Source organism: Acinetobacter sp. SWAC5, from assembly GCF_003419885.1.
Lineage (GTDB): Bacteria > Pseudomonadota > Gammaproteobacteria > Pseudomonadales > Moraxellaceae > Acinetobacter > Acinetobacter cumulans.
Window position 1 is genome coordinate 12823 of the sequence record NZ_QUWR01000027.1, and the last position, 25795, is coordinate 38617.

The window sequence follows — 25795 nt, forward strand, 5'->3', positions numbered from 1 at the left end:
ACGATTTATCCACCCAGTTATCCACCTAGTTATCTACACAGATATCCATAAAGTTATCCACAGTTTGCTGTGTATTAAGTGGAAAAACTTATACTTGTACTGAACCGACTTGTGCCAACTCTGCACGCATTTCATCAATCACAGCTTTATAATCTGGCTTACCAAAAATAGCAGAACCCGCTACAAACATATCCGCACCCGCTTCAGCGATGTCACGAATATTTGCTGGTGTAACTCCACCGTCAACTTCTAAACGAATATCACGGCCAGATGCATCAATAATTTTGCGTGCTTGGCGCAATTTTTCCAAAGTCATTGGAATGAATTTTTGACCACCAAAGCCTGGGTTCACACTCATCAAAAGAACTTGGTCAACTTTATCCAACACATAATCTAGATAATGCAATGGTGTTGCAGGGTTAAATACTAAGCCTGCTTTTGCACCACCCGACTTAATTAACTGTAAAGAACGGTCAATATGATCGCTGGCTTCTGGGTGAAAAGTAATAATGTCCGCACCAGCTTCTAAGAAATCACCAATCATACGATCTACTGGTGACACCATTAAATGCACGTCGATTGGTGCTTTAATGCCGTAGTTTTTCAGTGCTTTACATACACCAGCACCAAACGTAAGGTTAGGTACATAGTGATTATCCATCACATCAAAATGAACAACATCTGCACCTGCAGCAAGTACATTTTCAACTTCCTCACCTAAGCGAGCAAAGTCTGCAGATAAAATAGAAGGCGCAATTAAAAATGGCTTGGACATGGAAGAACCTGGCTTATATAAATCTCATTGTGCCTATTATAGCAAAAGCTACACCTGCCTGCTTGGCTACGACCATGCACAGATCGTTGCACAAATAAAACGTTCTGTTGCTAAAATATGCGCATGAAAAATCAAAAAACACCTTATTATAAATGATAATTATTCCTATTTATAAATATTGGAAGCATCATGTCGAATCTCTCACAAACTGCGATTGAGACCCTGCAAGCACAGCGTATTGGCAAACGCTTATTTAACCATTGGAAACATAAGTTTGAAGTCACTGAATATCCTACTGGCTTTGAGATTTTGATGCCTCAAGCACGTATTCAGTTACTCTGCAAAGAAACCCACTTGCAGGTCGTTATTCAAGAATTAGACACTTCTGTAGACATGGTCAGATTAGAACAGGTCGTGCTAGACCATCTCATTCGAATGGCACAAGAACCACTGCATGCTGAATGGCAACATAGTAAGGCATCCACACCTGTGGAATTACTTAAGCCCTAATCCCATTCTGTTAAGCACAATCAATGGCGCAAAATAAAAAAGGCAAGGTCGAAAACCTTGCCTTTAGCCTCTTGAATTCAATCAAGCTAAAAATTATGCATTCAATTGCTGTGCATGAAAGCTTAAATGATCATCGATAAAACTTTGAATAAAATAATAACCATGATCATAGCCCGCATGTTCGCGCAAAGTTAAGGCTTGCCCTACCTTTGCACATGCCTGATTAAATAAGGCAGGATTTAACTGACTATAAAACTGATCTTGTAGGCCTTGGTCAATTAAAATCTCATTAAATACAGCACCTTTAGCTTCAATCAGTGCAGTTGCATCATGTGCAAGCCAAGTCGCTTTGTCTGTACCCAAGTAAGCCGAAAATGCTTTTTCTCCCCAAGGACACTGACTCGGTGCACAAATTGGTGCAAATGCAGAGACTGATTTAAATTTCTCAGGATATTTAAGGGCCAAAGTCAAAGCACCATGCCCGCCCATACTGTGACCTAAGATGCCTATTTGATTGCGCTCAACTGGAAATTCTTGCGTAATCAAAGCATAAAGCTCATCTGCTACAAAGCTTTCCATTTGAAAATGTGCTGCCCATGGTGCTTGAGTTGCATTGATATAAAATCCAGCGCCCTGACCAATGTCCCAATGATCACCCTTTGCAACCTCATCACCACGTGGTGAGGTATCTGGACTAATTAAAATCATGCCTAATTGCGCAGCCACACGCTGTGCATGTGCTTTAATTGCAAAAGTTTCTTCTGTGCAGGTCAAACCTGCCAAATAAAATAATGCAGGACATGCTTGCCCCGCCAAAGCCCGTGCAGGAAGAAAAATACCAAAACGGCTTGTTGTTTTTAGAGCATTGGATGCAATCCTATAAATTCTCTGCTCACCTTGGAAACATTGATTCGATTGTATAAGGTTCATGTTTCGTCCTTTGTGCTTAAGATTGCAGGATTAAAGCTTTGCTTCGATTTGTTCTTGCTGAGCAGTTGCCGTGGTTGCAGGTGGAAATAAGCGTTGCTCTAATTGTGGCAACATAAATTGCATATTTTTACCAATTGACCATTGTGGCTCAGAAGGTTCAAAACCTTGCGCATTTTCCCATTTTGCCACAGTCTCTTTGGCTTGATTAAATGCACCCTGAATTGAATTTTGCTCGCGCATTGCTTGATCAAAGAAAGCACGGCCAAAATAAGTATAATCAGATTCACTCGAACAGCCAAACGACTGACGATCGGCTGCTGAAGCCGTAATAATCAATGTGTTTTCATCTTGCAGTGCTGGTACAAAACTGCCTGAGTAGCACGATGAAATCACAATCACACGCCAACGTATACCTGATGCATCCAAAGTTTCACGCAACCATTTTGGATCAACTTGAGCCAAATCTAAGGGTGCATTTTCCATTTCAAATACATTGGGTAAACCATGTGAAGTCATATATAAAAATAACACATCACTTTCACGGTTCATTTGCTGACCAATACGGCGTAATGCAAGTCCCATACTGGTTTTCGAGGCAATCGGAATTTCTGTACGGGTCGCAGGATGGTTAATTAACTCAACCGAACGCCCAAAAGTACCAAATCGTGTATCAAACTGTTCTTTAATCCGTTCGATTTCATACATAAAAACATCTTGATAACTCGCACCCGCCACACCTAAAAAGTACCAATGCGACTGTGCAAATTCACCATATTGAACGGCGTTTAAGGATTTATTCAGTAAGCGACTTTGTGCATAAAAAGCATCTTCGGCAAATGCAGGCGGTAATTCTTCAACCTTCCAAATGGGCTGGTCTTTCACCGATATTTGCCAAACCACCAAGGTAAATAAGGTCGCGAGCATAATCAGCGCACGCTCCCACCACGGCCATTTCAATTCACGTGAAAATACCCATACCACAGCCAAACTTTGCCATACAAACAGGCCTATAAATAAGGTTGGAATGTAGTCATATAAAATATAAGGCAGGTAGTCTTGATCACCTAGAAATTGGATCAGGCACTGGAACATCATAATGTGTGTATCCAGTACCAGCCACAATAATGCAGGCACGAGCATTAAACGCGGATTGTTGATCCGCTGCGATAAGAAGATCCCAACAATTAAAGCAATAAATGGCCAAAGCGCATAACTAATCAGACCTTGCGGGTTAAATACCCCAGCCTGTCCGTTGCTCAACCAACTAAATAAGCTGTTGGCACAGCCTCCCAAAATTCCCCAAAACACCAATTGCATAATTGATGGGCGTACAATCTGCAGGGAGCGTCTCGAACCGAGAAACAGCCACATACCTGCAGTTTGGTTGCTTTTAAAATCATGCCAAAAGTTAATGGAGGGTTTGAAGTCAATCATAGAAATTCAGAGGCAGCTGTGGCTCGCTAATTTGCTTTGTAAGTTTATGCCTGATATGGTTTTAATCAATGCTATTTTTCAAATATATAGCAAATCTTTGGTGTTTTTTACAGCAATTATGAAACTTTAGTCTCATGCTCTAGCTGGAAATAGGCATCAAAACGACAGGCATCGCCTTGCCATTGATGATTCGGGACTTGATTCGCCAAAAATACAGCCAAACGCGGACGCTTCACCACCACGCGCTTTGCAACTTTTTGTGCCAATGCCAAAAGATTATCACCTAAATCCATCTCACCATCTTCAGGCAAAAGCATGTGCAGTAATTGCATTTGCTTTTTGACTTGCGCTTGCTTTTTAACAGCTTGCTGGTTTTGATCGCGCTGTGGGAACATCGGATCTAAATACACCACATCATACAATTGCTGTGCTGAGGCTTGCTGTTGCAGAAAATCAGCCGAATCAGAAAATACCAAACGAATTCTTTCTGCCGTCGTCTTTAAGAATGGATCCAACAACGCACGTTGCTGTGAATCTTCCAACAAGGTAAATAAAATAGGATGGCGCTCAACCAAAGTGATGTGTGCACCCAAGTGCGCCATTAATAAACTGTCATGCCCTAAACCTGCTGTCGCATCAATCAAACGCGGTTTTTCAGACAGATTACATGCTCGCGCAATCATTTCAGACTTGAGTGAAGCGCGTTTCAAACGTCCAGCTTCAGCTTTCCAATCAGGTTGCATTTTCATGCCATTGGCGCATAACCAAAGACCATCAGCATCTACACATAAAGCTAAATCTGGATGCTGTCTAAAGAATCGCGCATTGAGCTTTTCTGTAAGCTCAATATTTACATCTACACCACGTGAAGAAAGCACAGCAGAGAACTGCTGTGCTTTCACTTCAAACTCGGCTTCTGTGTATAAGCGAATAACGCTTACCATAATTTCCAGCCTGTCATTACGAACAATAAAATTAATAAACCAGAGGCAATTCGGTACCATGCAAAGACCATGAAATCACGTTTTGCAACATAAGCCACCAATACGCGAATCAAAACCAAGGCCGAAATAAATGAAACCAATAGACCTGTAGCTAAAACTGCCCAATCTTCTGTAGTAGTAAACACATGATAGCTTTGATACAAATCTAAAAGACCCGCACCAATAATCACTGGAATACCTAAGAAGAAAGAAAACTCAGTGGCTGCTTTACGTGAAACACCTAAGAACATTGCACCAATAATGGTTGCACCTGAACGCGATGTACCTGGGATTAAGGACAACACTTGAATTAAACCAATATAAATGGCTTCTTTAAAACTAATGTTTTCAACTTCTTGTGCATTTACTTTAGGTGGATGTTTTTCAATCCAAATAATAATAAAACCACCAATGATCAAGCCAATTGCCACAGCAATATCATTAAACAGTAGATCTTTAACGGTTTGTCCAAAAGTTAAGCCCACTAACACAATAGGAATCGAGGCTAAAATCAGACTAAAACCTAAATGGCGCCCTTTGGGTTCACCTGTGAACATACCAGTTGCAGCACCCCAAAGACGCGACCAATATTCATAGATGACTGCAGCAATTGCCCCCATTTGAATCGCAATGACAAAAACATCGCTTTTCTCTTTGGTCCAAAAATCCATTAATTCAGATGCAAGAATTAAGTGGCCAGTACTGGAAATAGGCAAAAATTCTGTAATACCTTCAACAATACCCATGATTGCCGCTTTGAGCAGCAGTAAAAGATCCATACCTATTCCTAATTATGGTTTGCCTTGTTCTGGAATTTTTTTCCAGGCATTATCGCGTAAATATACAGGTAGTGCATATTCCGCACTTACCCAATTTTTTTTCAGTGCTTGTGCATTTGCAATCGTCGCAATATCTTGCGCCGTTGCAGTAACTGCGACGTACTGTACTTGTTCTGGCTTAACTAAAGCTGAACCCGAGCCAATAACTGTAAATTTTACAGCTTGTTCAGCTTCGCTATAGCTTAATAATTGTTCTTCATCAATGGCCTGCATAATGCCATCAGCATCTAATTCAAAGCTTGCAATATAGACTTCTTGCATACGTGCATCGAGCACTGCTGTCACCGCGGTTAAACCCGCAATACGATAGGCTGCTTGTGCCATCGCTTGTAAGGTCGATACTGGCACGACAGGCAAATCATTGGCCCATGCCAAGGCCTGCGTTACAGCAGCATTAATACGAACACCGCTAAAAGAGCCCGGACCACGACTAAACGCAATTGCAGTTAAATCAGTTGCTTGAATACCTAATTCTTTAAAACCTTGCTCAATAAGAGGCAAAATCGTTTGCGTCTGTGCTTTTGCACGCGCATCTAATTGGAAGTAGAGTTCTTGATTATCTTCTGCAATACATACGGAACACTGCTCGTTCGCAGTTTCCAGTGCCAGCACTTTCATGCACAACCTTATTTAAGTCAATCTGAAAAATGACCAATATCATACTCCACTCATGCGTAGTGCGCGAGGAAATCTCTGTGAGTATGATATTTGACCGTAGAAAGATAATGCATTTACCCAAACTGAGTGCAGCCTATGGTTGCCTTAATCCAAATGCACCACTTCTAAATTTTTAAATTTCGAAAAGTGCGATGCATAATGTAAAGCACTCATTTTTAATTTTGCAGCTGTCACATCATCTAAAGTTTTTACTACTTTGCCAGGTGAACCCATCACCACAGAATTATCTGGAATTACCTTGCCTTCAGGTATTAAAGCATTAGCACCAATAATACAATTTTTACCAATCACAGCATGATTGAGCACCACAGCATTAATACCAACTAAGCTGTTATCACCGACCGTACACCCATGCAACATGGCTTGATGTCCAATGGTGACATATTCCCCTATATGCATTTCAATACCAGCATCGGTATGTAGCACCGCATTTTCTTGCACATTGGTAAAATCGCCCAGCTTAATTTTAGCATTATCGGCACGAATCACTGCACCAAACCAAATACTCACTTGCTGACCCAATTCAACCTGTCCAATGACGGTGGCATTATCTGCGGCCCAACCATTCCAAGGACGAATACTCGCTTGTGGGCAATGCCCTTCAAATTTATAGAACATAGTGCACTCGTTTTATTTCATTTTAAATACAGGGGAATTGACAAGAAATGGCCATTCTTTTTGATAATTAAGACCATATTGAAAGAGTGATACCAACATGCGCGCTGTTAGCCCCCAAACAATTTCATTTTCCACTCGCATACTTGGAAAATATAAGGACTGATGGGCATAACGCACTTCATAAGGAATGGGCGGTGCGTCCATTAACTTTTGTAAGGAGGCAAAAAAAATACGATCAATTTCTGCGGGTTGTGCAATCAACTCCACTTGAGGCGGAATAAGGCCCACGACCGGCTTCACCAACATGCCATTACGGGCTTTTTGCATAGGCAACTCCCCCAACAATTGCACATCAAATGGATTCAGCGCGGTTTCTTCTTGAGCCTCACGTAAGGCCACCACAATATTACTCGTATCGTTTGGATCGCGCTTACCTCCAGGGAAAGATACTTCCCCAGCATGATTATTTAAATAGGCCGATCGGCGGGTTAATAAAACTTTGGGGCTAGACTCATTGGTAATCGCAATTAACACCGCCGCTTGTGCAGGTTGGGTACGGCGAGAAAAGCGTAAACTTTGCTGCAGCACATGTGTCAATAAACGATCATCCATTCGTCTTTATCCTTATTTTTTCAATATTTTCATCATAGCCGAATTTTAGTGCTTGTGTTTAGAAATGATGCTAAACATTTATTTTTCAGTTATGCTGATCACTCACTTTATCATTGACGATGAATATGAATTTTTGTAGTAACTGTGGACATAAAACAGCAGAAAAAATTCCTCTTGGCGATCACCAAGTGCGTCGTGTATGTACACAATGCAATACCATCCATTATGTCAATCCTAAAGTGATTTGCGGCGCACTTGCACTTTGGGAAGATAAAGTCTTATTGTGTCGACGTGCTATTGAGCCACGTTATGGACTTTGGACACTGCCTGCAGGCTATATGGAACTGTTTGAAACCATGGAACAAGGCGCTGCACGTGAAACACGTGAAGAAGCAGAGGCCGAAGTCAACATTCAGCAACTTTACTGCATGTACAATATTCCACGTATTGGACAAATCTATGTCTTATTTAAGGCAGAGCTTGTAAATGGTGAGTTTGGTGCAGGTGAAGAAACCATCGAGTCTCGCTTATTTAGTGAAGATGAAATCCCATGGAATGATCTTGCATTTCCAAGTGTAGAACGCACGCTTAGACATTATTTTGCGGACCGTAAAACGGGACAATTTGAGACCCATTTAGAAACTTTAGGTACACGACTCGACCATACAGGTTAATGCCCTGTGTGATTGCATAGCTTCATTAAAAATGAATACGTGTGTTACCCAAATGCAAAAGCCCATCCGAAGATGGGCTTTTATTTTATTCAAGTCTAGACCTTTTTATTTAGCCTTTACCGTATAACACGGTGCAAGATCGAAAGTAATTTCACCACCGGCAAGTTTGGCAATCTCTTTAGATTCTGTGTCTGCAGGTACACTATTACTGTAGGTGCCGTTAAAACTTGCAAAACTGTTGGCCCATCGTACCTTCTGATTTGCAGAGTCAGTCATTACCACACCACTTGGTTTCACACCTGCAGAAGCAGAAAGTAAATTCGCCATTTGCAATAATGCACCACCCACCACAATATTTGTTGAGCTATCTGTAGACGTTTGAATTGTGGTATTCATCCCAATTAAAGCGCCATTTAATGTGCCCAAGGCTTTATCTGCCAAAATCATACGCAGTGAGATGGTTTCAGGTGTAACTTTTGAACCTCTCGTAAACGTACGAGTGACCGTACCAATACGATATTGCTGCGTATTCTGATCATCAAGCATGGTGTATTTATCTAATACATCTTGACCACTACAACCAACCTTATCATCTGTAGATAAATCTACTGTACCAATAGCTGTATCAAATATATTCGCAGGTACATTCGGTTTAATGTTGGTACGAATATCCCCATTACGGTCAATCACAATGCCAAGTTTGACTGATTTAACCGTTGTATTATTAAATTTAAACGTTAAGTCCGCATATAAAGGGAATACATAGGTTGATTTTGCTGTATTGGCTTGAGTACTAAAAACATTTTTGTCTAAATAAGACAGTGGATACAACTTATATAAATCCAATGTCCCTTTATATAAGCTACCATTCACAGTTTGATTCCATAAACCATAATTAGCGGCGTCTGCACTCGTAATTTCTGATTCTTTTTTATTGGTAAGCGTTTGGTATAAAGTCCCGCCTGAACCCACCACCATTTTATTCGCCAGCAACGTACCTTGCGTAATCACCAACGGTTGAGCACCTGCTTCATCTACATCAAACTTAAAGCCCAGTTTGCGTGCATGGTCAATTTCCTTAGTTAAAGGGTCAATCCATGTCTCTTGTGGTGTGGCTGTCATCTGCTTAGGCTTGACCTTGGTCATGAGCAACGCATTCGTCCCACCAATCGTTGTTAATGACTGATCAACCGTACCACGCCATTGTAACCCGCTACCGAAAGTCACGCCTTGACGGTCAGTCATTAATAAAAAGTGACCAAAAATATTACTCTTCGCCATATCAGATGGTGCGCAAACATCCTTATCACAGCCAACCAAACCATTTGAGCCACTTACCGCACTAATCAAACTTTGCTCTGTTGAAAATAAAGCAAATTCAGGTTGATATACAGCTGCGGTTGAAATATTCATTAAATTTTCAACCACTGAAAATGCTTCAGTTGCACTAATTGGTGTTTGACCTAGCCATTGATTCAACCAAGTTGCAAACTCAGTATCACTAAAGCCAACCAAAGTGGCTGTTGTGACTGTTTTATCTAAACTTTCAATTGCTTGACGATTACTGTCGCTGATATATACAGGCTGAATTTCAGTTGCAGATGCTACTTGATTATTTTTCATACCCAAGGCTTGTATTATCATGGCTAAACGCATCGCCACTTTTACCGTTGCATCAGTTGGGCTAATAGCCTGCGCTTGTTGCTTGGTCATACCATAGGCTAAATCAATTAAGGTTAAGCGTGGAGGTGTGCTCGAGCTTGCCACTTTAGACAAATTATCAAGTTGTATACTCCCCAGCTCTATACGCTTGTCTTTTTCACCTTGTAGATAAAAATTCACCGTATCACCGACACGGCATGCCCCAGAAGACACACCTTCACTGGCATCAAACAAGGTCACAAATTTATTTTTGCTATCACTTGAACAGGTAAAATTAATGCCATCCACAGGATAATCTAATATAAATTCTACACATTTTTCACTGGCACTCTTACAGGCACCATTTACTGTACTGCTATCGTAAGTTTCTGGAATAACTTTTGCACTTTCACCACCACAACCGCTTAATGCAGCAACCAAAGCAGTGACTGCAAATGGTAAAGCATATATTTTTTTCATCCTGATTCTCTTTTTCTATCCTTAACGGATTGCAATTAATTTAAGTTGTCCTTGATTACTTAATACACGCTCATCGACATCAATGGCTGTTGCGAGCGGTGTCAGTAATAAATATGTCGTACCTGAAGGAACTTGAATTACACCTTCAATTTTTTCTCGGTATAAATGACTTGCATTAGCATCGTTATTTTTATAACCTCCTGCGCCTTCCATTACACAGCCTTTAGCGTCTAAAAATACGGCAAAAGGCCAATAAAATACAGGCTTATTTTGCTTCGATGCATACGAATGTATTCCAATATTTTTAATCGTCGCGTCTAACTTAACAAGTTCAAAATCAAATTGTGCAGTGAGTGGCGCACGTGGCCATAAATTGGTATCTTGCTGAGCTTTTAACACTTTGGCTTTTAATAATTGTTTCTGGTCAAAGCATTGTTGCCCAAGACCTTCAACCGTATCTGCTTTTGATACCCGATAGTAACTGGTCGAAAGTACAATTGGCTTATCTTCTGCAGGACGATTTTTCTTAAATAAATTATCAATAACAGACTGTCCTACACCTTTTTCACGCTCAACCATCTGCATTCGTGTTGCACCAGTTTTAGGATCAATTACGCCTTCTGGCATCGCATAAAAACGTTTTTTACCCTCAAGATTAAATTCTTTTTCTTCTAAATACTCATTATTCACATACGTATCACCATCAATGGTCGATAACTCTGTGCGCTTTTGATCCTGTACAATTGCAGGCATTGGCGGGGTTTTTGTCACCTTTTTAGGTTGCTCTACAATCGCTTTGCTTTGTTTCTCACTAGCAACTTTTGGCAATACTTCAGTCGTTTGCTTTGCTACTTGTACAGCAGTATTCTGATTCGGCTTCGCCACTGTGAGGTCTTGATTAACCGGTGTATAAACAACTGTGCTTTGCTGTTTATTTAACGTTTTTTCAACCTGTTTTTCAGTAACATCGTGCTGTGGTTTTGGTGTTGAAATGGCCGGATTTGCTTGATCAATCTGCTTTTCTTCACGCACGACCACCTGCTGAGCATTTTTTTGCGTACTCTTCATCTGTTGTTGATGTTGTTCTTGCGCTACACCTTGCACAATCTGCGAAGGTCGCTTTCCAGCTAAGCCACGAACAACATCCTGAACATGAGCTTCACGTTCAGGATCTAAATAAGAAGGTGATTCAGTTTTTACACTCGCTGTATCTACTGAAGCTGTGCTCTCCTGCACCTTTACCTTCTTCTTTATTGGAAGATCTGGGCGCTGTACCACAATTGGACGCCCATCAGGTCCAATAATGGTATGAAATATACCTTCTGCATAGACATTCGATACTGATGCTAACCCTAACATCAGCATCATGTTCAACAAGTGCTTTTTATTCATCCTGAATACTAGTCCTACCATCGTGTTCTATAGTTCAATCCTAAAATAGTAATTTTGGTATCTGTCTTCACGTTTAAACCAGCATAAGGGTTTAATAAAATATTATTTACCCCAGTTTGGTTAGCCAAGCTACTAGTGTTTGCAGGAATACTATCGCGACTGCGTAAGAAACCAATAGACAAGTCCAAGTCTGTATCAGCATCAAAACGGTAGCCCACACCTAAACCGAATAATTGTGCCCCGTTAATTGGAACCATCGTATTACGCTTCCCATCAGGAATCGAACTGGTCCGTGGTTCATAACCTGCACGAAGCTTTAAACGATCTGTTGCTGAGTATTCAAGTCCAATGCCAAAATTCCAAGGCGATTTAAAGACTAGAGGTAAAGCTAAGGACGTATCACCAATATCTGAAGACAATAATTTTGCAATTTTAAGTGCTGAAATTTGACGATCAAACTCAAAAGCAAACTTATCCCAAGCACTATAATCAGTCCACCCAACGTCAAAATTGACTTGTAGATCAGGCATGATTTTGTATTTAATACCCGCTTGCATGTGCGCAGGATATTCAAAATCTATAGACACCAAGCCAGATTCAACAGCTGGGACAGCCGATGGGAAGCCTAAAATCGCCGCTAAAATTTGCCCTGTCGGTGAAGACATTAAACCTTTAATTAACTCTTGCGATGCATTACCATTTTCAATGTAATACTTACCTTTCAAACGCATCTTGGCCGCACTTTGATACACGAGACCAAAACTAAAGTCTTCTCTTGGTTCCCAAAGTACACCCAAGTTATAGCTTGGGCTCAATGACTGCTCAACAGCCAACTGCATCTGACCAAATTTATTAAACGGATTCATGCCCTCTTGAGCATTACACATCCCGAGCAACAAAATATCCGTAATAATGTCTGAATTATTTTTAAAAGGCGTACAAACAACTTCGTCAATCATACGAAGCATACCAATCAATTCATTTGGAAAACGCAAATCCGTTTTCAATGCGATTGCTTGGTAAGACATTCCAATACCACCACCAATCGATAATTCATCATTGACTTGATAAGCCATCGTTGGAGATAAATAGGTAATACGCTCTAGAGCAACCTGCTGCCCCATATAATTACCAGGGTTGCCATTTTCAGCACCAAAACCTGCAATTAAAGGTGCATAAATTGCTGTAGCAAATGTCGCTTTAGAACCTGGTGGGTTATATGCAATACCCGCAGTTGGAGCAGCGACAGGTGTTCCAGGTCCCAAATCCACCATTTTCTTAAGGCCTGGAACATACAAACTTGCATATTCCACATTCCCGTTAACTGTGCCTTTAAAATCTGTACATAGATCGGCAGCTACTTCTGGTCCATCATTACAAACCATTGGGTCATCTGAATAACCAAAAACGTTGTAACCCGCTGGAACTGAAAACTCACGTTGAATATCAAAATTAGCAACAATTCCCTGAAGGTCAGTCTGTAGGCCTTCAATTTTAGTCAGTGCTGCTGGGTTAAAATGTACTGCACTAATTCCTGGTGGATCTGCCGTGACAGCATTACCCAAAGCCAGTGAACGCACATCTACCGATAAGTTTGTTCCAAGCTGTGCAAATGCAGCACTGGAACATCCCGTTAAAATTATCGCGCTAACGAGTGGACGCAGTCGAACATAGTTCATACGGACACCCTCTTAGCGGAGCTTCTTGCCGAAACCTAAAATATCAAGCGGGAATGAAAGACCCAATGAAACATCTGGCGCATCTTCTGTTAAACCCAAACCAACTGTACCATTCACAATCGTATCTGGGGAAACACGCACGCCTAAAGAAAATGCCAGTGTTGAACTGGTTTGATCCGCAGGAGAATATGATTCTCCACTGCTATAAGTGAATTCTGATCCAGTATTAAAGCTTTGTTGATACGACATAGTCAAAGACACATCGTAGTTAAATGAGTACGCAAAACCAAACGCAAAGCCACCACTAATACCAGGTTCAAAATCAGTGATGACTCGTGTACCACGACGCTGATTTAAGCCAGTTTCTTTAAAACCATAGTTCGCAGAAACTGACGCAAATAACACTACTGGATCAATATATTTACGTGTACTTGCACCCACCCCAGCAGAGTAATAGCCCTTACCCGTCGCTAGGTCATTAGTGGCATTTACTTCGTACGGGCTATCACCCGTTTTGGTCGATAAATTACCAAATAGAATCAGTGGTAAACGACCAGCTTTTAAAGGAAATGGTTCCCAACGAGCACCTAAGGCAATATCACCTAAACCAGCTGTTGACGTGTCTTTCAAAAGATCCGTTTTGGTCACTAATGGTAATGAAGCTGTGAAAGTTAAGTTATCACGAATACCATATTGAAAAGTAAAGGTGTTGGTCATTGAGTGCGTTGCATTTTCTTGCACGCGCAATTGATACAGTTGACCTTCTGCCATTTCCATATCAAGCTGTGTATCACGATAATACGTATAATCAATATCGTAATATGAAGAAATTTCGCCTTTTTTGATTAAGGAGTATTGGCGCTCATTGGACGTAAATACTTCTTGAAGGTTTGCCTCTTGCGTTGCATCACCTTCTTGCTTTTGAAGCGCTGCAGAAGCATCTGAGTTTTTTGCTGGTGCTTGCTCTTGTGCTACTGGGGCTGGCTCTTGTGGTGCTTCAGTTTGCTCAACCGGCTCAGCTGATGCTGTAGATGTTTCATCAACACTATCATACCCTCCCAGTGTTGTATCCTCAGCTGCTACTGCCTGCTCCTCAACAGCATCATACCCACCCAAAGCGGGTTCATTTGCATAAGCAACCCCCATCAACATTTGCACGCTGACTGCCAATAAGGTTTTGTTCATCCATTTACTGTTCATTTTCCATACCACCGCTTTTTATTTTTTTAATCTGTTTATAACTTAAGTTCTGGCCTTACTTATTCTTGTAGTAAAGTCTCAAGAAGTTATAGTTCGACTGCCCATAATTTTCCGACGATTCATTCATATTTTTATCAAGTCGAATTGTCGATGCTTTATCTGCAATTTTATCCATATAAAACTGAGGGTATTGTAAATCTACAAATGCATAGCGATTGACAGTTGCATCATCAACATGTCGCATATCAGCTTCATTTAATGCCAACATACTTTGACGTTTATCAGGTGCAACATTAATTAAAAAAAGTGTGTTGTTTTCCCAAATTTCTTTAAATCGAGTTTCGTCAAAACTAATGTTGCCCAATGCTGGATCAGCCACATACACACGGCCGTTTTTATAGCCCTTAAACACGACAAAGTGCTTAAATCCCGCATAAGAAATAGGCACAATTGCAGGTTCGCCTTGTTTCACCAAATCGGTGAACTCTCCGCGATAACCACCACTTTCTAAGCCTAATGCTCCTACAAAGCGCTTCATATCAAGCAATGAGAAACTACGACGTTCTACAATTTTTTCTGTTTCACCAAATTTCAATAAACCATTCATGGTTTGTTGTTCAGTTAATTTGGCACCAACATAGCCATTTAACAGTGTCGTTAAAGCAGCCGAACCACAGCTATAGTCGTAGGCTTGACGAACGATGCCACGAAATTGGTCTTCAACTGCAGGTTTAATTTTTACCGTTTCACGGTGCATACGGGTAAATGAATCATTGCGTGAATCCAGAGTTTCAGTGTAATACACTGCTCCGGCTGGCTTTTGTTTTATATCAAATGACTCTTTGGCAAAGTAATACATCAATGCCGAGCCTAGTGCTATCTCTAACATATCTTCTAACTTTTTAGTTATCGGCAGTTGATGTGCCTTTTATCATTATTTTAGAGCTAACGCTCTACTTCCTTGTCTAATTGCAAGATACCTTTTTTTGCAAAAAAAAACAGCTATTTTTTTATATTTTTGATGTATTTCATCTTTTATTTGTAAAAAAAAGCGCGTGAATATCACGCGCTTTTCAACACTAAAACAGATTAACGGCCACTAATAGTAATCGTAGAACCTTTTCCGCCTAAAGTATTATATGTTTGTAGTCCTTGAATTTCGACATCACCAATAGAGCCTCCATTACGTGCTCCCAAATGAATTCCTTTTACATAGTTATCAATAGGGCCACTTGCACTATCAATTTGGATAAAGCCTTTATTTTTATCAGTAGAATTACTCGATGTATCAAATACTCGAACACTTGCATTTATTGCTAAATCTTTAGAGTTAGCATCTGCAACTTTGATACTTTCAATAAAAATTTCACCTGGATTATTTGTTTTAACCGGAACAGCAGAACCTGAAGACGTATCATATGCATAAGTAGCACCATTAGTTGAGTTATCAAGAATGCCTAGATTCTTAATCTCCAAACCACCCTGCATAGTTGTACTTAATTTAATCATAGCACCTTGAGGCGCCGAGCCAATCTGAATATTAGCATCCATCTTACCTGTTACAAGTGATAGTCCGCTTAAGATTGCATTATAGTTGCTTGCTGTACCGCCACGACGAATTAATGAAGCACTTGTCTTACCATCATCATTTACCGCACTTCCTTGCGTACCCGATGCTGTAACACCAATTTCGCCAATACTAATATTTAAACCAGAAACAGCAGCACCAATATTTAAGAATGCACCGTCTGTTCCAGCATCACTATCAATTGTAATATCTGCCAAGTTGTGACTAGCTAATAGACTATTATAATTAGCCGTAACTACTACACCGAACTTTTCATTAACATCACCAGACTTACCATTACCCTTAATTACAATTGCACCTGCAGTACTCGTACCACCATAACCTGCAGAGCCTTTAGCAATATCTTGACCTTTAGAATCTTGTGAACTAAGACCATCATTGTCATGAATAAATAGTTTCTCAATTTCAATTTTTGAAATACCAATACCAATATTGATACCGTCTTGACCTGTAGTTGTGCTAAGCGCCGCATCATCCATTGCTTGCATTGCCATAGCATTTGCGCTGATTGCCATTGAAGATACTAAAACAAGTTTAGTGAATTTTTTCATTGTTACTCTCCCAAGAGTATTTTTTTATGATTGTCAACCACTCGATGCTTACTGCTGTTTATTCGTTTTGTGACAGCGATTACATCTTTCCTTGAGTAGTTTGCTCGCTTGATTAAAGTATATCTGTGTCACTTTTTGTTCAACTGTCGTTGGTCGCAATTTAGAGTTCGCCGATAAACGGTATTTACTCATACTTCATAAACACATTGAGATACACTATGGCCACGTTTAGCCTCATGCACATTTAGGTTTATGCAAAATCCGATTGTTTATCAACGACTCATTCTTAAACACAGCTCGTCTGCTACACAGATACTATCTGCTTTGGCTGAATTATCCCATGTTGTTTATCTGAATGATCACGCACAACCGACCATTGGTCTATTCGCAGAGGAATACTTCATTCATCAAAATAATGAAACATTTCATTACAAGGAAACAAATTTAGATACGTACAGCGCACAGTCAATTCCATCTTTGCCTGAATTCTGTTTTCAAGCCGATCATAGAAACTCAACTTCTGGTTTTCAGGGTGGCCTATTAGGCTTTATTGGTTATGATTTTGCGGCTTCAAAACAAGTTAAAACTGCTTCTAAAACACAACCAGCCTTATTTATTGGTCGCTTTAGTACCTATTTAAAATATAGTGCTGAAGGATGGACTTTCATTAGCCATCATCCTAAGGCAAAGCAACGTTACCAAGTTTTATTAGAGCTATTAAATAAAGAAATTTATCTTCCTAGTTTTAAGTTACAACAGCCACTACAAGCTCGCTGGAGTTTTGAACAATACCAGCAGTCTTTTCATCAAGTACAAAATTATATTAAAGCGGGCGACTGTTATCAGATTAATCTCACTCAAGAATTTACAGCAAAGGCGACTGGCTTACTTTTAGATACAGCCTCGCAGTTATGGAATTTAACTGATGCACCTTATGCAGGCTATTTAAGAGTCGACGAATTTGAGCTTTTAAGTTGCTCGCCAGAATTATTTATTGATTTTGAATCGGAGCGTAAATTAATAACTAAACCGATTAAAGGCACTATGCCTCGTTATGCAGATCCAATACTGGATGCCGAATCTAAAAACACACTCAAAGCATCTAAAAAGGACATGGCTGAAAACGTCATGATTGTAGATTTACTACGTAATGACCTGAGTGTATATGCAGAAATAGGAACAGTAAAAACGCCAAAGCTGTTTAATATTGAAAGCTTTAATCAAGTGCATCACATGGTGAGTGAAATTGAAGCCCGCTTAAAAACTGATGTAAATCCATTTGGCGTATTAATGTCTGCCCTCCCTGGTGGCTCAATCACTGGCGCACCCAAAATTCGCGCTATGCAAATTATTGAAGAGTTGGAAGGTGCACCGCGTGGTGCCTATTGTGGTTCTATGGGCTATTTTAATGATGATGGTACAGGTTCTTGGAATATCTTAATTCGTTCAATCCAAAAGCATCAACACGATGTTTCAGTATGGGCCGGTGGTGGCATAACCATAGCTTCAAACTGTGAAGCAGAGTATCAGGAATGTTTTGACAAAGTTGATGCCATACTCAAGTTGCTCAACACATGGTTTCAACCTTAATAAATAAAAAAAGCGATTCATTTAGAATCGCTTTTTTCTACCCCTCTTTACCAACGACAGAGGGGTTAAATAACCAAAATCACTTAGGCCAAAATTTGATTTTTCAAAGTATCAACTAGACGTTGGTTTTCAACATCTGTACCTATCGTAATCCGTAGATATTGATTGATACGAGGTTTATTAAAGTAACGCACAATAATGCCCTGCTCACGCAATGCAGCAGCGAGTTCACCTGCATCCTTCTGTGCTAATGTCGCAAAAATAAAGTTAGCACTTGAAGGTAAAACCTCAAAACCAAGAGCAGTTAAATCTGCAACTAGTTTCTCACGGCTCGCGATGACTTTGGCACATTGCGCTTCAAAATAAGCCTGATCTTCAAATGAAGCTACGGCAGCAGCAATTGCAAAACGGTCAATCGGATACGAGTTAAAGCTGTTTTTGACTGCTTCAAGTGCGGCAATCAAATGTGGCTGTGCAATCGCAAAACCTACACGCAGCCCTGCTAATGAACGCGATTTAGAGGTGGTTTGGCACACCACTAAGTTGTCGTATTTTGCCACCAAACTGACAGCAGATTCTGCGCCGAAGTCCACGTAGGCTTCATCGATGACCACCACCGAATTTGGATTTGCTTGTAGTACTTCTTCAATTGCGGATAAACCCAATGCAATACTGGTTGGTGCATTAGGATTGGTAATGATAATCCCGCCATTCGGCTGTTTATAATCATCAATCACGATTTCAAATTGATCATTTAACGGCAGAATTTTTGTATTGCTGGCAATTCCAAAAAATTGGCTATACACAGGATAAAAACTATAGGTAATGTCTGGATAAAGAATTGGGAGTTCTTGCACAAAAAAAGCTTTAAAAATATGTGCCAAAACTTCATCTGAACCATTACCAACAAAGACATTTTCAACAGCAACATTTTGCTGTTTAGCAATCGCTTGTTTCAACGCCAAAGCATCGGGATCTGGATATAAACGAAGTGCATCTGCTGAATTCGCCAATACAGCTTGAACTGCTTCAACCACTTTTGGTGATGGCGGATATGGGTTTTCGTTGGTATTGAGCTTTAATAAATTTTGAATTTTTGGTTGTTCCCCTGGGACATACGGTTCTAATTCACGTACTTCAGGGCTCCAAAAACGCATTTGTTCAGTTGTAATATTCGACATTTTCTTTTCTCTTGATTCCCCTCTCTTTTAGGGACGAGGTAGAGAAGTTTATTACCCTCTCTCCTCAACTCCCTTAAATTTTGCTTTAAAGCACATTTAGGGAGAGGGAAATTATTTCTTAATCATTTTGTGACTTGAATGGCTTACTGATAACGGTAACGTGCAGAACGTGCATGTGCATCCAAATTTTCTTGTTGCGCTAAAACGTCTGCAGTTTTTGCCAAGGTTTTTACGCCAGTTTCAGAACACATGATTAAGCTTGAACGTTTTTGGAAATCATAAACACCCAATGGTGATGAAAAACGAGCGGTACCCGATGTTGGTAAAACGTGGTTCGGACCTGCACAGTAATCACCAATCGCTTCTGGTGTATAACGGCCCATAAAAATTGCACCCGCATGGCGAATACTTTCTGACATTAATTCAGCTTCATCCAAACACAACATTAAGTGTTCAGGTGCAACTTGGTTAATCAGTTCAGCACCTTCAGCACGGTCTTTAGCCAAAACCAATGCGCCACGATTTTCAATTGAAGTGCGTGCAATTTCTGCTTTTGGCAAAGCTTCTAAATGCTTTTCAATCCAGTGCGCAACATCATTGAGTAGCTGTTCATCTGGTGTAATAAATACGGCTTGTGCCACAGTGTCATGTTCAGCTTGAGACAATAAGTCCATCGCTAACCATTCAGCATTATTTTCACCTTCTGCATAGACTAAAATTTCAGAAGGGCCTGCAATCATATCAATACCAACTTGACCAAACACTGCACGTTTAGCTGCAGCTACGAAGCGGTTGCCCGGTCCTGTAATTTTGTCGACCATTGGAATGGTTTCTGTGCCATACGCTAAAGCAGCAACCGCTTGTGCTCCACCAATGGTAAAGACACGAGATACACCTGCTAAATAAGCCGCCGCCAATACCAATGGATTTAATTCACCATTCGGTGCTGGCACTACCATAATAATTTCAGGCACGCCTGCAACATGTGCGGGTACTGCATTCATTAATACTGAAGATGGATATGAAGCCAAACCACCAGGGACATAAATGCCTACACGGTCAAGCGGTGTCACTTTTTGACCCAAGGTATTGCCCAAGGCATCTACATAAGTCCAACCGTCTTGTTTTTGTGCTTGATGGAACTCACGCACACGATTCGCTGCCATTTCTAAAGCTTCGCGCACCTCTGTGCTTAAACTATCAAATGCCGCTTTGAGCTGTGCTTGGCTGAGCTCTAAGTCTGAAAATTGATGCGCTGGATGTCGATCGAACTGCTGTGTGAGCTTAAGTACATGAGCGTCGCCATGCTGACGAACATCAGCAATAATTTGGTCAACGGTTTTTAAAAGTTCTGGATCATTCACAGTTTCAAAAGCTAACAAGTCAGCAAAAGCTTGCTTGAAGTTCTGATCTTGAGTCGATAAACGTCGCATCAATTTACCCACTAGGTAATGTATTGGAAAACTTTAGTTTACCTGTTTTAGTGAGCTTTGTCGGCAATAAACTGAATTTGCTACCCATGGTTTAATTGAAAATAACTTTTATCAAAATTGGCAAAGCATCCAGCTTTACTTTCATCCCCACTAAAAAGCAAAAACCGCCTGATAGGCGGTTTTTGCTTTTTATCGCTACAGATCACTTAAGCATTTTTTGCTTTTTCACGTGCTTCCACTGCTTTTTCAAGCTGTGCAAGAATTGGATTAAGCAATTGTTGCTTACGTTTGAAACTTGCCTTGTTCACGATTAAACGTGAAGACACTTTACAAATTTCTTCAAGTGGCTCCAGACCATTTGCACGTAAGGTATTCCCTGTATCCACAACGTCTACAATGTAATGACCCAATCCAACCAATGGTGCAAGTTCCATTGAACCATACAATTTGATGACATCTACTTGCTCACCTAAGCTTGCATAGTATTGACGTGTTAAATTCACGTACTTAGTGGCAATTTTTAAACGACCTTGCGGACGCTCCATGCCAACTTTGCCTGCAGTCATGAGTTTACAAACCGCAATTTTCAAATCGAGGGGTTCATAGACATTTTGTGCACCATGCTCCATGAGCACATCTTTACCCGCCACACCAATATCGGCTGCACCATTTTCTACATAAGTAGGTACATCCGAAGCACGTAAAATTAAAATACGTACATGCTTATGGGTGGTAGGGAAAATTAATTTACGAGACTTGTCAGGATCTTCTAAAAGATTAATCCCTGCCGTTTCAAGCAAAGGTAACGTTTCTTTTAAGATACGCCCCTTACTTAACGCTAAAGTTAAACCATGATCAAAATTGCCCATTACGTCAAAGTTCGGATCATCGTTTCTCATATCGCTCATTAACTTACTCGCTTAATTTGGGCGCCTAAACCTTGTAATTTTGCTTCTACATCTTCATAACCGCGATCAATATGATAAATACGGTCAATTAAGGTTTCTCCATCAGCAGCTAGTGCAGCTAAAACTAAAGAGAAAGAAGCACGTAAATCTGTTGCCATGACTGGTGCAGCAGAAAGTTTTTCTACACCTGTAACAACAGCATCATTACCTTCGACCTGAATATTTGCGCCCATACGTGCTAATTCAGGTACATGCATAAAACGGTTTTCAAAAATCGTTTCAGAAATTGTTGCAAAACCACGACCGATCGCATTGACCGCCATGATTTGTGCTTGCATATCTGTTGGAAATTCTGGATGAGGCAAGGTACGGAAGCTTACAGCTTTTGGACGCTTACCCATCATATCAAGTTCGATCCAGTCGTCACCACGTGTAACTTCTGCACCCATTTCTTCAAACTTGTCTAATACCGCTTCCATTAGATTCGGATCAGTATGTGTCGTTTTAACACGACCGCCCGTAATGGCTGCAGCTGCTAAATATGACCCAGTTTCAATACGGTCTGCAACCACAGAGTACTCACAACCATGCAAGCTTTCAACACCAGTAACCACTAAGGTATCGGTATCTAAACCTTCAATTTTTGCACCCATAGCAATCAACATTTGCGCAAGGTCGGTAATTTCAGGTTCACGCGCTGCATTACGAATCGTTGTTACGCCATCCGCCAATACCGCTGCCATTAAAATATTTTCAGTGCCACCCACAGTCACCATATCAAAGATAACTTCGCCACCTTTTAAGCGACCATCCACTTTGGCATGAACATAACCTGCATCAACCACAATTTCAGCACCTAAAGCTTCTAAGGCTTTTAAGTGTTGATCAACTGGACGGGAGCCAATTGCACAACCACCAGGCAAAGATACTTGTGCACTACCGTAGCGCGCCAATAATGGGCCAAGCACCAAAATAGATGCACGCATGGTTTTTACGAGTTCATATGGTGCAAATTGATTGTTTAATGTAGAGGTATCTGCAACAACAGTATCCCCTTCATAAGTCATAGTAATACCTAGACCTGCAATCAATTTCACTAAAGTGTTTACGTCTTTTAAATTTGGTACATTTTTAAGCGTAATTGGCGTTTCAGCTAAAATCATCGCTGCCAAAAGTGGAAGTGCTGCATTTTTTGCACCAGAAATTCGCACTTCACCTTCGAGCGTAACGCCGCCCTGAATTAAAAATTTATCCATTAATCTATTAAGCTCCGAATAAGCTTGCTTTACGCCATTCTTCTTTGGTCATTGCGCGAATTGTTACTGCATGAACTTCACCACTGGCAATATAAGAGTTCAATGGTGCATAAACAGATTGCTGACGAGCAACGGGGCGCTTACCTTCGAATTGATCATCGACAACACGTAGATCAAATTTACCGCCCTGCCCACTTACTGCAACTTCAGCTTCAGGAAACGCAGCTTTCAAAATATCAGTGAGCTGTTCACTATTCATCACAAGACCTCTTATAGGACTAACGGTGTAAAACTTGCCATTTTACTATAAATAAAAAAAATAATTCATTAGTCTCATACAATATATATATAAAAAAAGAGGCTCTTTCGAACCTCTTTTTGTTGTTTATATAGGCTAAATAGCCAAAGGTAGGTAATCTAACTGCATTTTTCGATGCTTATGTAACTGTCTTTTCAATTTTTCTGTCAATTTTTTAATGGAAGAATACATATCATCCCCACTTGCTTGAGCAAATAACTCAGCCCCAGGTATACGAATTATAGCTTCAGCAATATGATTTGAACTTCCTTTTTTCGAGCGCTTATCAACTTGATGATCTTTGGTTAACTTCACTTGCATACTGTTGACCTGATCTAAATGTTTGGTCATTTCAGCAAATTTCGAACGAATGGCTTGTTCAATGGCTGGTGTAATACTGAGATGATGACCGCGAATTGTAATTTGCATAATTCTATCCCTCGCCTTCTTTAAAGGATAAGAAAGTCACAGCAAAGCCATTTGATCAATACCATCAATCTACATTCATTAATCAAATCACATTCACTGCTCCTAAAATAAAAAAAGGTTCATTATTTCGTCATAATGAACCTCTAGAATAGTCAGATTTTAAAAATCAGATCAAGACTTTTCTTTCAGAAGATGAGGGAATATGTAACGACTCACGATATTTCGCCACAGTACGACGTGCAACATCAATACCTTCTTCCTTTAATAAAATTGCAATCGCATTATCAGACAAAGGCTTACGTATATTTTCTTCAGCAACCATTTTTTTAATTTTAGCCCGAATTGCTGTAGATGATGCCTCACCACCAGACGTTGTTCCCACATGGCTTGAAAAAAAGTATTTCAATTCAAATAACCCACGTGGCGTTAACATATATTTATTGGTAGTCACACGTGAAACGGTCGATTCATGTAACTCAACCTCTTCTGCAATATCACGTAGCACCAACGGTTTCATTCCTTCTGCACCAATTTCAAAGAAAGCCCGCTGATGCTGTACAATACATGTAGCGACTTTCAACAAAGTTTTATGCCGCTCATCTACACTCTTAATAAAGTTTTTAGCTTCCAACATTTGATTACGTAAATATTGATTATCATCGCTTTGATCAGCACGTTTAATCATATTTGCATAAAAAGAATTAACTCTTAACTTTGGCATAACATCGGGGTTCAACTGCACAAACCAGTGATCATTCTTCTTCATAACCACTACATCTGGAATCTGATAGTCTGAATCTTTATTTTCAAATTCTATACCTGGATGGGCTTTAAGTGTTTTTAATAAACATACAGCATCTTTTAATTGCTCTTGATTTAAACCAGTTTGTTTAATGAGTTTTGGTAATTCGTTACTAATCAACAGCTCATAATGCTTCATTAACAGCAAAGCTTCTCCACGATAAAGCGTTGTTTCTGATAAACTTTCTAACTGTATCGTAAGACATTCCGCAAGATTACGTGAACCAATCCCAATCGGATCTAAGCGCTGAATATGTTTTAACACCACAACAACTTCATCATCTTCAATTTCTTCGTCGTAATCCATACTATCGAGTAGATGTTGCACAGACGTCGTAATCTCAGCAATATCACAATCTAAAAAACCTTTGTCATCTAAAGCATCAATAATGCAATGTGCAATTAAGCGATCAACGACCGAGAAATGTAATAAATTCACTTGTTCAAGCATGTGTGCTTGTAAGCCCTGATGCCCTTGTCGATTGTCTTCACGCTCCTCAAACTCAGGCGTGCCTAAACTCGTAGATTGATGGGTATAGACATCATCCCAATCTGTATCTACGGGTAAATCATCAGGTAAGTGATCAGCATTAAGTTCATTGGTTAAATCTTTCCGATCTTGTTCCAATTCCTGCAAAGTGCTTAAACTTTCAACCGTTGATTGCTCTTCTACTTTTTCAAGTAAAGGATTACTATCGAGTTGAACTTGGATCTCTTGTTCTAGTTCTAGACTTGAAAGTTGAAGTAAACGAATGGCTTGCTGCAACTGAGGCGTAAGCGACAGGGAGTTTGCAACTTTTAATCCAACCGATAACTTCATCTTTTTTTTCCTATATAAATACCGCGTGTTATAAGCAATTTTTATGCCGTTTTATTTTTTATAGCATACTTTTATTAAAAAACATACAAAAATAACACAGGATGTACTTTTATATAATTCAGAAAAATTATAATTAAATACATGATATTAAATATTAATTTAAATAAAACATAAATATTAAAACTCAATAATGTCTGCATAATGCCAAATTCTACCAGCTCAACACCTACCACTTGAGACACCAATTATTACTATAACCGTAATCAAAAAAATCATTATTATTTCATAAGCACTGGAATAACCTTATATAGAACCTGGTTTACTTTTAATCGTTATGATTTTATTTCTTGTTTCCATAAATTTTTTGATTTTCACACATAAAAAAACACCCCCAACGATTTAGTTGAGGGTGTTTCGAATAATGAGCTGGCGATGACTTACTCTCACATGGGTAACCCCACACTACCATCAGCGCTAAGAGGTTTCACTTCTGAG

At 40.0% G+C, this 25795-nt stretch carries 24 protein-coding genes; 3 read left to right on the forward strand and 21 right to left on the reverse strand.

Annotation, left to right across the window (positions count from 1 at the left end; translation table 11 throughout):
- Positions 1-88: 88 nt before the first annotated feature.
- Positions 89-775 (reverse strand): ribulose-phosphate 3-epimerase, encoded by a 687-nt coding sequence (gene rpe, locus DYI81_RS15660; protein WP_106985998.1) that lies wholly within the window; start codon positions 773-775, stop codon positions 89-91.
- Between the two features lie 189 nt (positions 776-964).
- On the opposite strand from rpe, the gene DYI81_RS15665 reads away from it, so the two are divergent.
- Positions 965-1285 carry a DUF2218 domain-containing protein gene (locus DYI81_RS15665; protein ID WP_117008055.1) on the forward strand — a complete coding sequence of 107 codons (321 nt, stop codon included), beginning with the start codon at positions 965-967 and terminating at the stop codon, positions 1283-1285.
- Between the two features lie 93 nt (positions 1286-1378).
- Here the strand turns inward: DYI81_RS15665 and fghA are convergent, their stop codons facing one another.
- The 7 genes from fghA to DYI81_RS15700 all read right to left on the reverse strand — a co-directional run bounded on the left by fghA (position 1379) and on the right by DYI81_RS15700 (position 7379).
- Positions 1379-2215 (reverse strand): S-formylglutathione hydrolase, encoded by an 837-nt coding sequence (gene fghA, locus DYI81_RS15670; RefSeq protein ID WP_117008056.1) that lies wholly within the window; start codon positions 2213-2215, stop codon positions 1379-1381.
- A gap of 30 nt (positions 2216-2245) precedes the next feature.
- Positions 2246-3649, reverse strand: coding sequence for a C13 family peptidase (locus DYI81_RS15675; protein ID WP_117008057.1), 1404 nt, complete (start codon positions 3647-3649; stop codon positions 2246-2248).
- Between the two features lie 116 nt (positions 3650-3765).
- Positions 3766-4593: a class I SAM-dependent methyltransferase gene (locus DYI81_RS15680; protein ID WP_117008058.1), complete on the reverse strand. Its 828-nt coding sequence runs from the start codon at positions 4591-4593 to the stop codon at positions 3766-3768.
- Positions 4587-5411: an undecaprenyl-diphosphate phosphatase gene (locus tag DYI81_RS15685; RefSeq protein ID WP_106986003.1), complete on the reverse strand. Its 825-nt coding sequence runs from the start codon at positions 5409-5411 to the stop codon at positions 4587-4589. Before DYI81_RS15685 ends, DYI81_RS15680 begins: the two co-directional genes overlap by 7 nt.
- A 12-nt stretch (positions 5412-5423) precedes the next feature.
- Complete coding sequence (gene tsaB, locus DYI81_RS15690) at positions 5424-6089, reverse strand: tRNA (adenosine(37)-N6)-threonylcarbamoyltransferase complex dimerization subunit type 1 TsaB (RefSeq protein ID WP_106986004.1); 666 nt, start codon at positions 6087-6089, stop codon at positions 5424-5426.
- Positions 6090-6233: 144 nt separating this feature from the next.
- Complete coding sequence (locus tag DYI81_RS15695) at positions 6234-6767, reverse strand: gamma carbonic anhydrase family protein (RefSeq protein ID WP_117008059.1); 534 nt, start codon at positions 6765-6767, stop codon at positions 6234-6236.
- 12 nt (positions 6768-6779) lie between these two features.
- The gene (locus DYI81_RS15700; RefSeq protein WP_117008060.1) at positions 6780-7379 is read right to left on the reverse strand and encodes a CoA pyrophosphatase; all 600 of its coding nucleotides are present in this window, start codon (positions 7377-7379) and stop codon (positions 6780-6782) included.
- Between the two features lie 125 nt (positions 7380-7504).
- On the opposite strand from DYI81_RS15700, the gene DYI81_RS15705 reads away from it, so the two are divergent.
- Positions 7505-8053 (forward strand): NUDIX hydrolase, encoded by a 549-nt coding sequence (locus tag DYI81_RS15705; RefSeq protein ID WP_117008061.1) that lies wholly within the window; start codon positions 7505-7507, stop codon positions 8051-8053.
- A gap of 105 nt (positions 8054-8158) precedes the next feature.
- On the opposite strand, the gene DYI81_RS15710 is transcribed toward DYI81_RS15705, so the two are convergent.
- From DYI81_RS15710 to DYI81_RS15735, 6 genes are all read right to left on the reverse strand, one after another.
- Complete coding sequence (locus DYI81_RS15710; protein ID WP_117008062.1) at positions 8159-10174, reverse strand: hypothetical protein; 2016 nt, start codon at positions 10172-10174, stop codon at positions 8159-8161.
- Between the two features lie 21 nt (positions 10175-10195).
- Positions 10196-11566 (reverse strand): putative pilus assembly protein FilE, encoded by a 1371-nt coding sequence (filE, locus tag DYI81_RS15715; protein ID WP_117008063.1) that lies wholly within the window; start codon positions 11564-11566, stop codon positions 10196-10198.
- A gap of 14 nt (positions 11567-11580) precedes the next feature.
- A complete protein-coding gene (locus tag DYI81_RS15720; protein ID WP_106986010.1) occupies positions 11581-13245 on the reverse strand; it encodes an outer membrane protein transport protein in 1665 nt (554 codons plus the stop codon).
- Between the two features lie 12 nt (positions 13246-13257).
- Positions 13258-14445, reverse strand: coding sequence for a hypothetical protein (locus tag DYI81_RS15725; protein ID WP_117008064.1), 1188 nt, complete (start codon positions 14443-14445; stop codon positions 13258-13260).
- Between the two features lie 55 nt (positions 14446-14500).
- Entirely contained in the window at positions 14501-15334 is an 834-nt protein-coding gene (locus DYI81_RS15730) for a C39 family peptidase (protein WP_106986012.1), read from the reverse strand.
- Positions 15335-15534: 200 nt separating this feature from the next.
- Positions 15535-16584, reverse strand: coding sequence for a DUF6160 family protein (locus DYI81_RS15735; protein ID WP_117008065.1), 1050 nt, complete (start codon positions 16582-16584; stop codon positions 15535-15537).
- A gap of 252 nt (positions 16585-16836) precedes the next feature.
- Between DYI81_RS15735 and DYI81_RS15740 the strand changes: the two genes are divergently transcribed.
- The gene (locus DYI81_RS15740; RefSeq protein ID WP_117008066.1) at positions 16837-18174 is read left to right on the forward strand and encodes an anthranilate synthase component I family protein; all 1338 of its coding nucleotides are present in this window, start codon (positions 16837-16839) and stop codon (positions 18172-18174) included.
- An 83-nt stretch (positions 18175-18257) separates the two neighbouring features.
- Here the strand turns inward: DYI81_RS15740 and hisC are convergent, their stop codons facing one another.
- The 7 genes from hisC to DYI81_RS15775 form a co-directional block, all read right to left on the reverse strand.
- The gene (gene hisC, locus DYI81_RS15745) at positions 18258-19355 is read right to left on the reverse strand and encodes a histidinol-phosphate transaminase (protein ID WP_117008067.1); all 1098 of its coding nucleotides are present in this window, start codon (positions 19353-19355) and stop codon (positions 18258-18260) included.
- Between the two features lie 143 nt (positions 19356-19498).
- A complete protein-coding gene (gene hisD, locus DYI81_RS15750; protein WP_171356374.1) occupies positions 19499-20800 on the reverse strand; it encodes a histidinol dehydrogenase in 1302 nt (433 codons plus the stop codon).
- 194 nt (positions 20801-20994) lie between these two features.
- Positions 20995-21696: an ATP phosphoribosyltransferase gene (hisG, locus tag DYI81_RS15755; RefSeq protein ID WP_106986017.1), complete on the reverse strand. Its 702-nt coding sequence runs from the start codon at positions 21694-21696 to the stop codon at positions 20995-20997.
- Positions 21696-22952, reverse strand: coding sequence for a UDP-N-acetylglucosamine 1-carboxyvinyltransferase (gene murA, locus DYI81_RS15760; protein WP_106986018.1), 1257 nt, complete (start codon positions 22950-22952; stop codon positions 21696-21698). Before murA ends, hisG begins: the two co-directional genes overlap by 1 nt.
- Positions 22953-22959: 7 nt before the next feature.
- A complete protein-coding gene (gene ibaG, locus DYI81_RS15765; protein WP_106986019.1) occupies positions 22960-23211 on the reverse strand; it encodes a BolA family iron metabolism protein IbaG in 252 nt (83 codons plus the stop codon).
- A 135-nt stretch (positions 23212-23346) separates the two neighbouring features.
- Positions 23347-23679, reverse strand: coding sequence for a ribosome-associated translation inhibitor RaiA (gene raiA, locus DYI81_RS15770; protein WP_106986020.1), 333 nt, complete (start codon positions 23677-23679; stop codon positions 23347-23349).
- A gap of 166 nt (positions 23680-23845) precedes the next feature.
- Positions 23846-25300, reverse strand: coding sequence for an RNA polymerase factor sigma-54 (locus DYI81_RS15775; RefSeq protein ID WP_117008069.1), 1455 nt, complete (start codon positions 25298-25300; stop codon positions 23846-23848).
- Positions 25301-25795 lie beyond the last annotated feature (495 nt).

What these genes read in the sequence shown, in the direction of transcription:
- DYI81_RS15775 (WP_117008069.1), bottom strand. Translation starts at nt 25,300, where the DNA reads ATGAAGTTATCGGTTGGATTAAAAGTTGCAAACTCCCTGTCGCTTACG.
- hisC (WP_117008067.1), bottom strand. Translation starts at nt 19,355, where the DNA reads ATGTCGAATATTACAACTGAACAAATGCGTTTTTGGAGCCCTGAAGTA.
- DYI81_RS15710 (WP_117008062.1), bottom strand. Translation starts at nt 10,174, where the DNA reads ATGAAAAAAATATATGCTTTACCATTTGCAGTCACTGCTTTGGTTGCT.
- fghA (WP_117008056.1), bottom strand. Translation starts at nt 2,215, where the DNA reads ATGAACCTTATACAATCGAATCAATGTTTCCAAGGTGAGCAGAGAATT.
- DYI81_RS15695 (WP_117008059.1), bottom strand. Translation starts at nt 6,767, where the DNA reads ATGTTCTATAAATTTGAAGGGCATTGCCCACAAGCGAGTATTCGTCCT.
- DYI81_RS15685 (WP_106986003.1), bottom strand. Translation starts at nt 5,411, where the DNA reads ATGGATCTTTTACTGCTGCTCAAAGCGGCAATCATGGGTATTGTTGAA.
- filE (WP_117008063.1), bottom strand. Translation starts at nt 11,566, where the DNA reads ATGAATAAAAAGCACTTGTTGAACATGATGCTGATGTTAGGGTTAGCA.
- DYI81_RS15735 (WP_117008065.1), bottom strand. Translation starts at nt 16,584, where the DNA reads ATGAAAAAATTCACTAAACTTGTTTTAGTATCTTCAATGGCAATCAGC.
- DYI81_RS15740 (WP_117008066.1), top strand. Translation starts at nt 16,837, where the DNA reads ATGCAAAATCCGATTGTTTATCAACGACTCATTCTTAAACACAGCTCG.
- hisG (WP_106986017.1), bottom strand. Translation starts at nt 21,696, where the DNA reads ATGAGCGATATGAGAAACGATGATCCGAACTTTGACGTAATGGGCAAT.
- DYI81_RS15720 (WP_106986010.1), bottom strand. Translation starts at nt 13,245, where the DNA reads ATGAACTATGTTCGACTGCGTCCACTCGTTAGCGCGATAATTTTAACG.
- DYI81_RS15680 (WP_117008058.1), bottom strand. Translation starts at nt 4,593, where the DNA reads ATGGTAAGCGTTATTCGCTTATACACAGAAGCCGAGTTTGAAGTGAAA.
- DYI81_RS15665 (WP_117008055.1), top strand. Translation starts at nt 965, where the DNA reads ATGTCGAATCTCTCACAAACTGCGATTGAGACCCTGCAAGCACAGCGT.
- DYI81_RS15730 (WP_106986012.1), bottom strand. Translation starts at nt 15,334, where the DNA reads ATGTTAGAGATAGCACTAGGCTCGGCATTGATGTATTACTTTGCCAAA.
- DYI81_RS15700 (WP_117008060.1), bottom strand. Translation starts at nt 7,379, where the DNA reads ATGGATGATCGTTTATTGACACATGTGCTGCAGCAAAGTTTACGCTTT.
- DYI81_RS15705 (WP_117008061.1), top strand. Translation starts at nt 7,505, where the DNA reads ATGAATTTTTGTAGTAACTGTGGACATAAAACAGCAGAAAAAATTCCT.
- tsaB (WP_106986004.1), bottom strand. Translation starts at nt 6,089, where the DNA reads ATGAAAGTGCTGGCACTGGAAACTGCGAACGAGCAGTGTTCCGTATGT.
- murA (WP_106986018.1), bottom strand. Translation starts at nt 22,952, where the DNA reads ATGGATAAATTTTTAATTCAGGGCGGCGTTACGCTCGAAGGTGAAGTG.
- raiA (WP_106986020.1), bottom strand. Translation starts at nt 23,679, where the DNA reads ATGCAAATTACAATTCGCGGTCATCATCTCAGTATTACACCAGCCATT.
- DYI81_RS15725 (WP_117008064.1), bottom strand. Translation starts at nt 14,445, where the DNA reads ATGAACAGTAAATGGATGAACAAAACCTTATTGGCAGTCAGCGTGCAA.
- rpe (WP_106985998.1), bottom strand. Translation starts at nt 775, where the DNA reads ATGTCCAAGCCATTTTTAATTGCGCCTTCTATTTTATCTGCAGACTTT.
- ibaG (WP_106986019.1), bottom strand. Translation starts at nt 23,211, where the DNA reads ATGAATAGTGAACAGCTCACTGATATTTTGAAAGCTGCGTTTCCTGAA.
- DYI81_RS15675 (WP_117008057.1), bottom strand. Translation starts at nt 3,649, where the DNA reads ATGATTGACTTCAAACCCTCCATTAACTTTTGGCATGATTTTAAAAGC.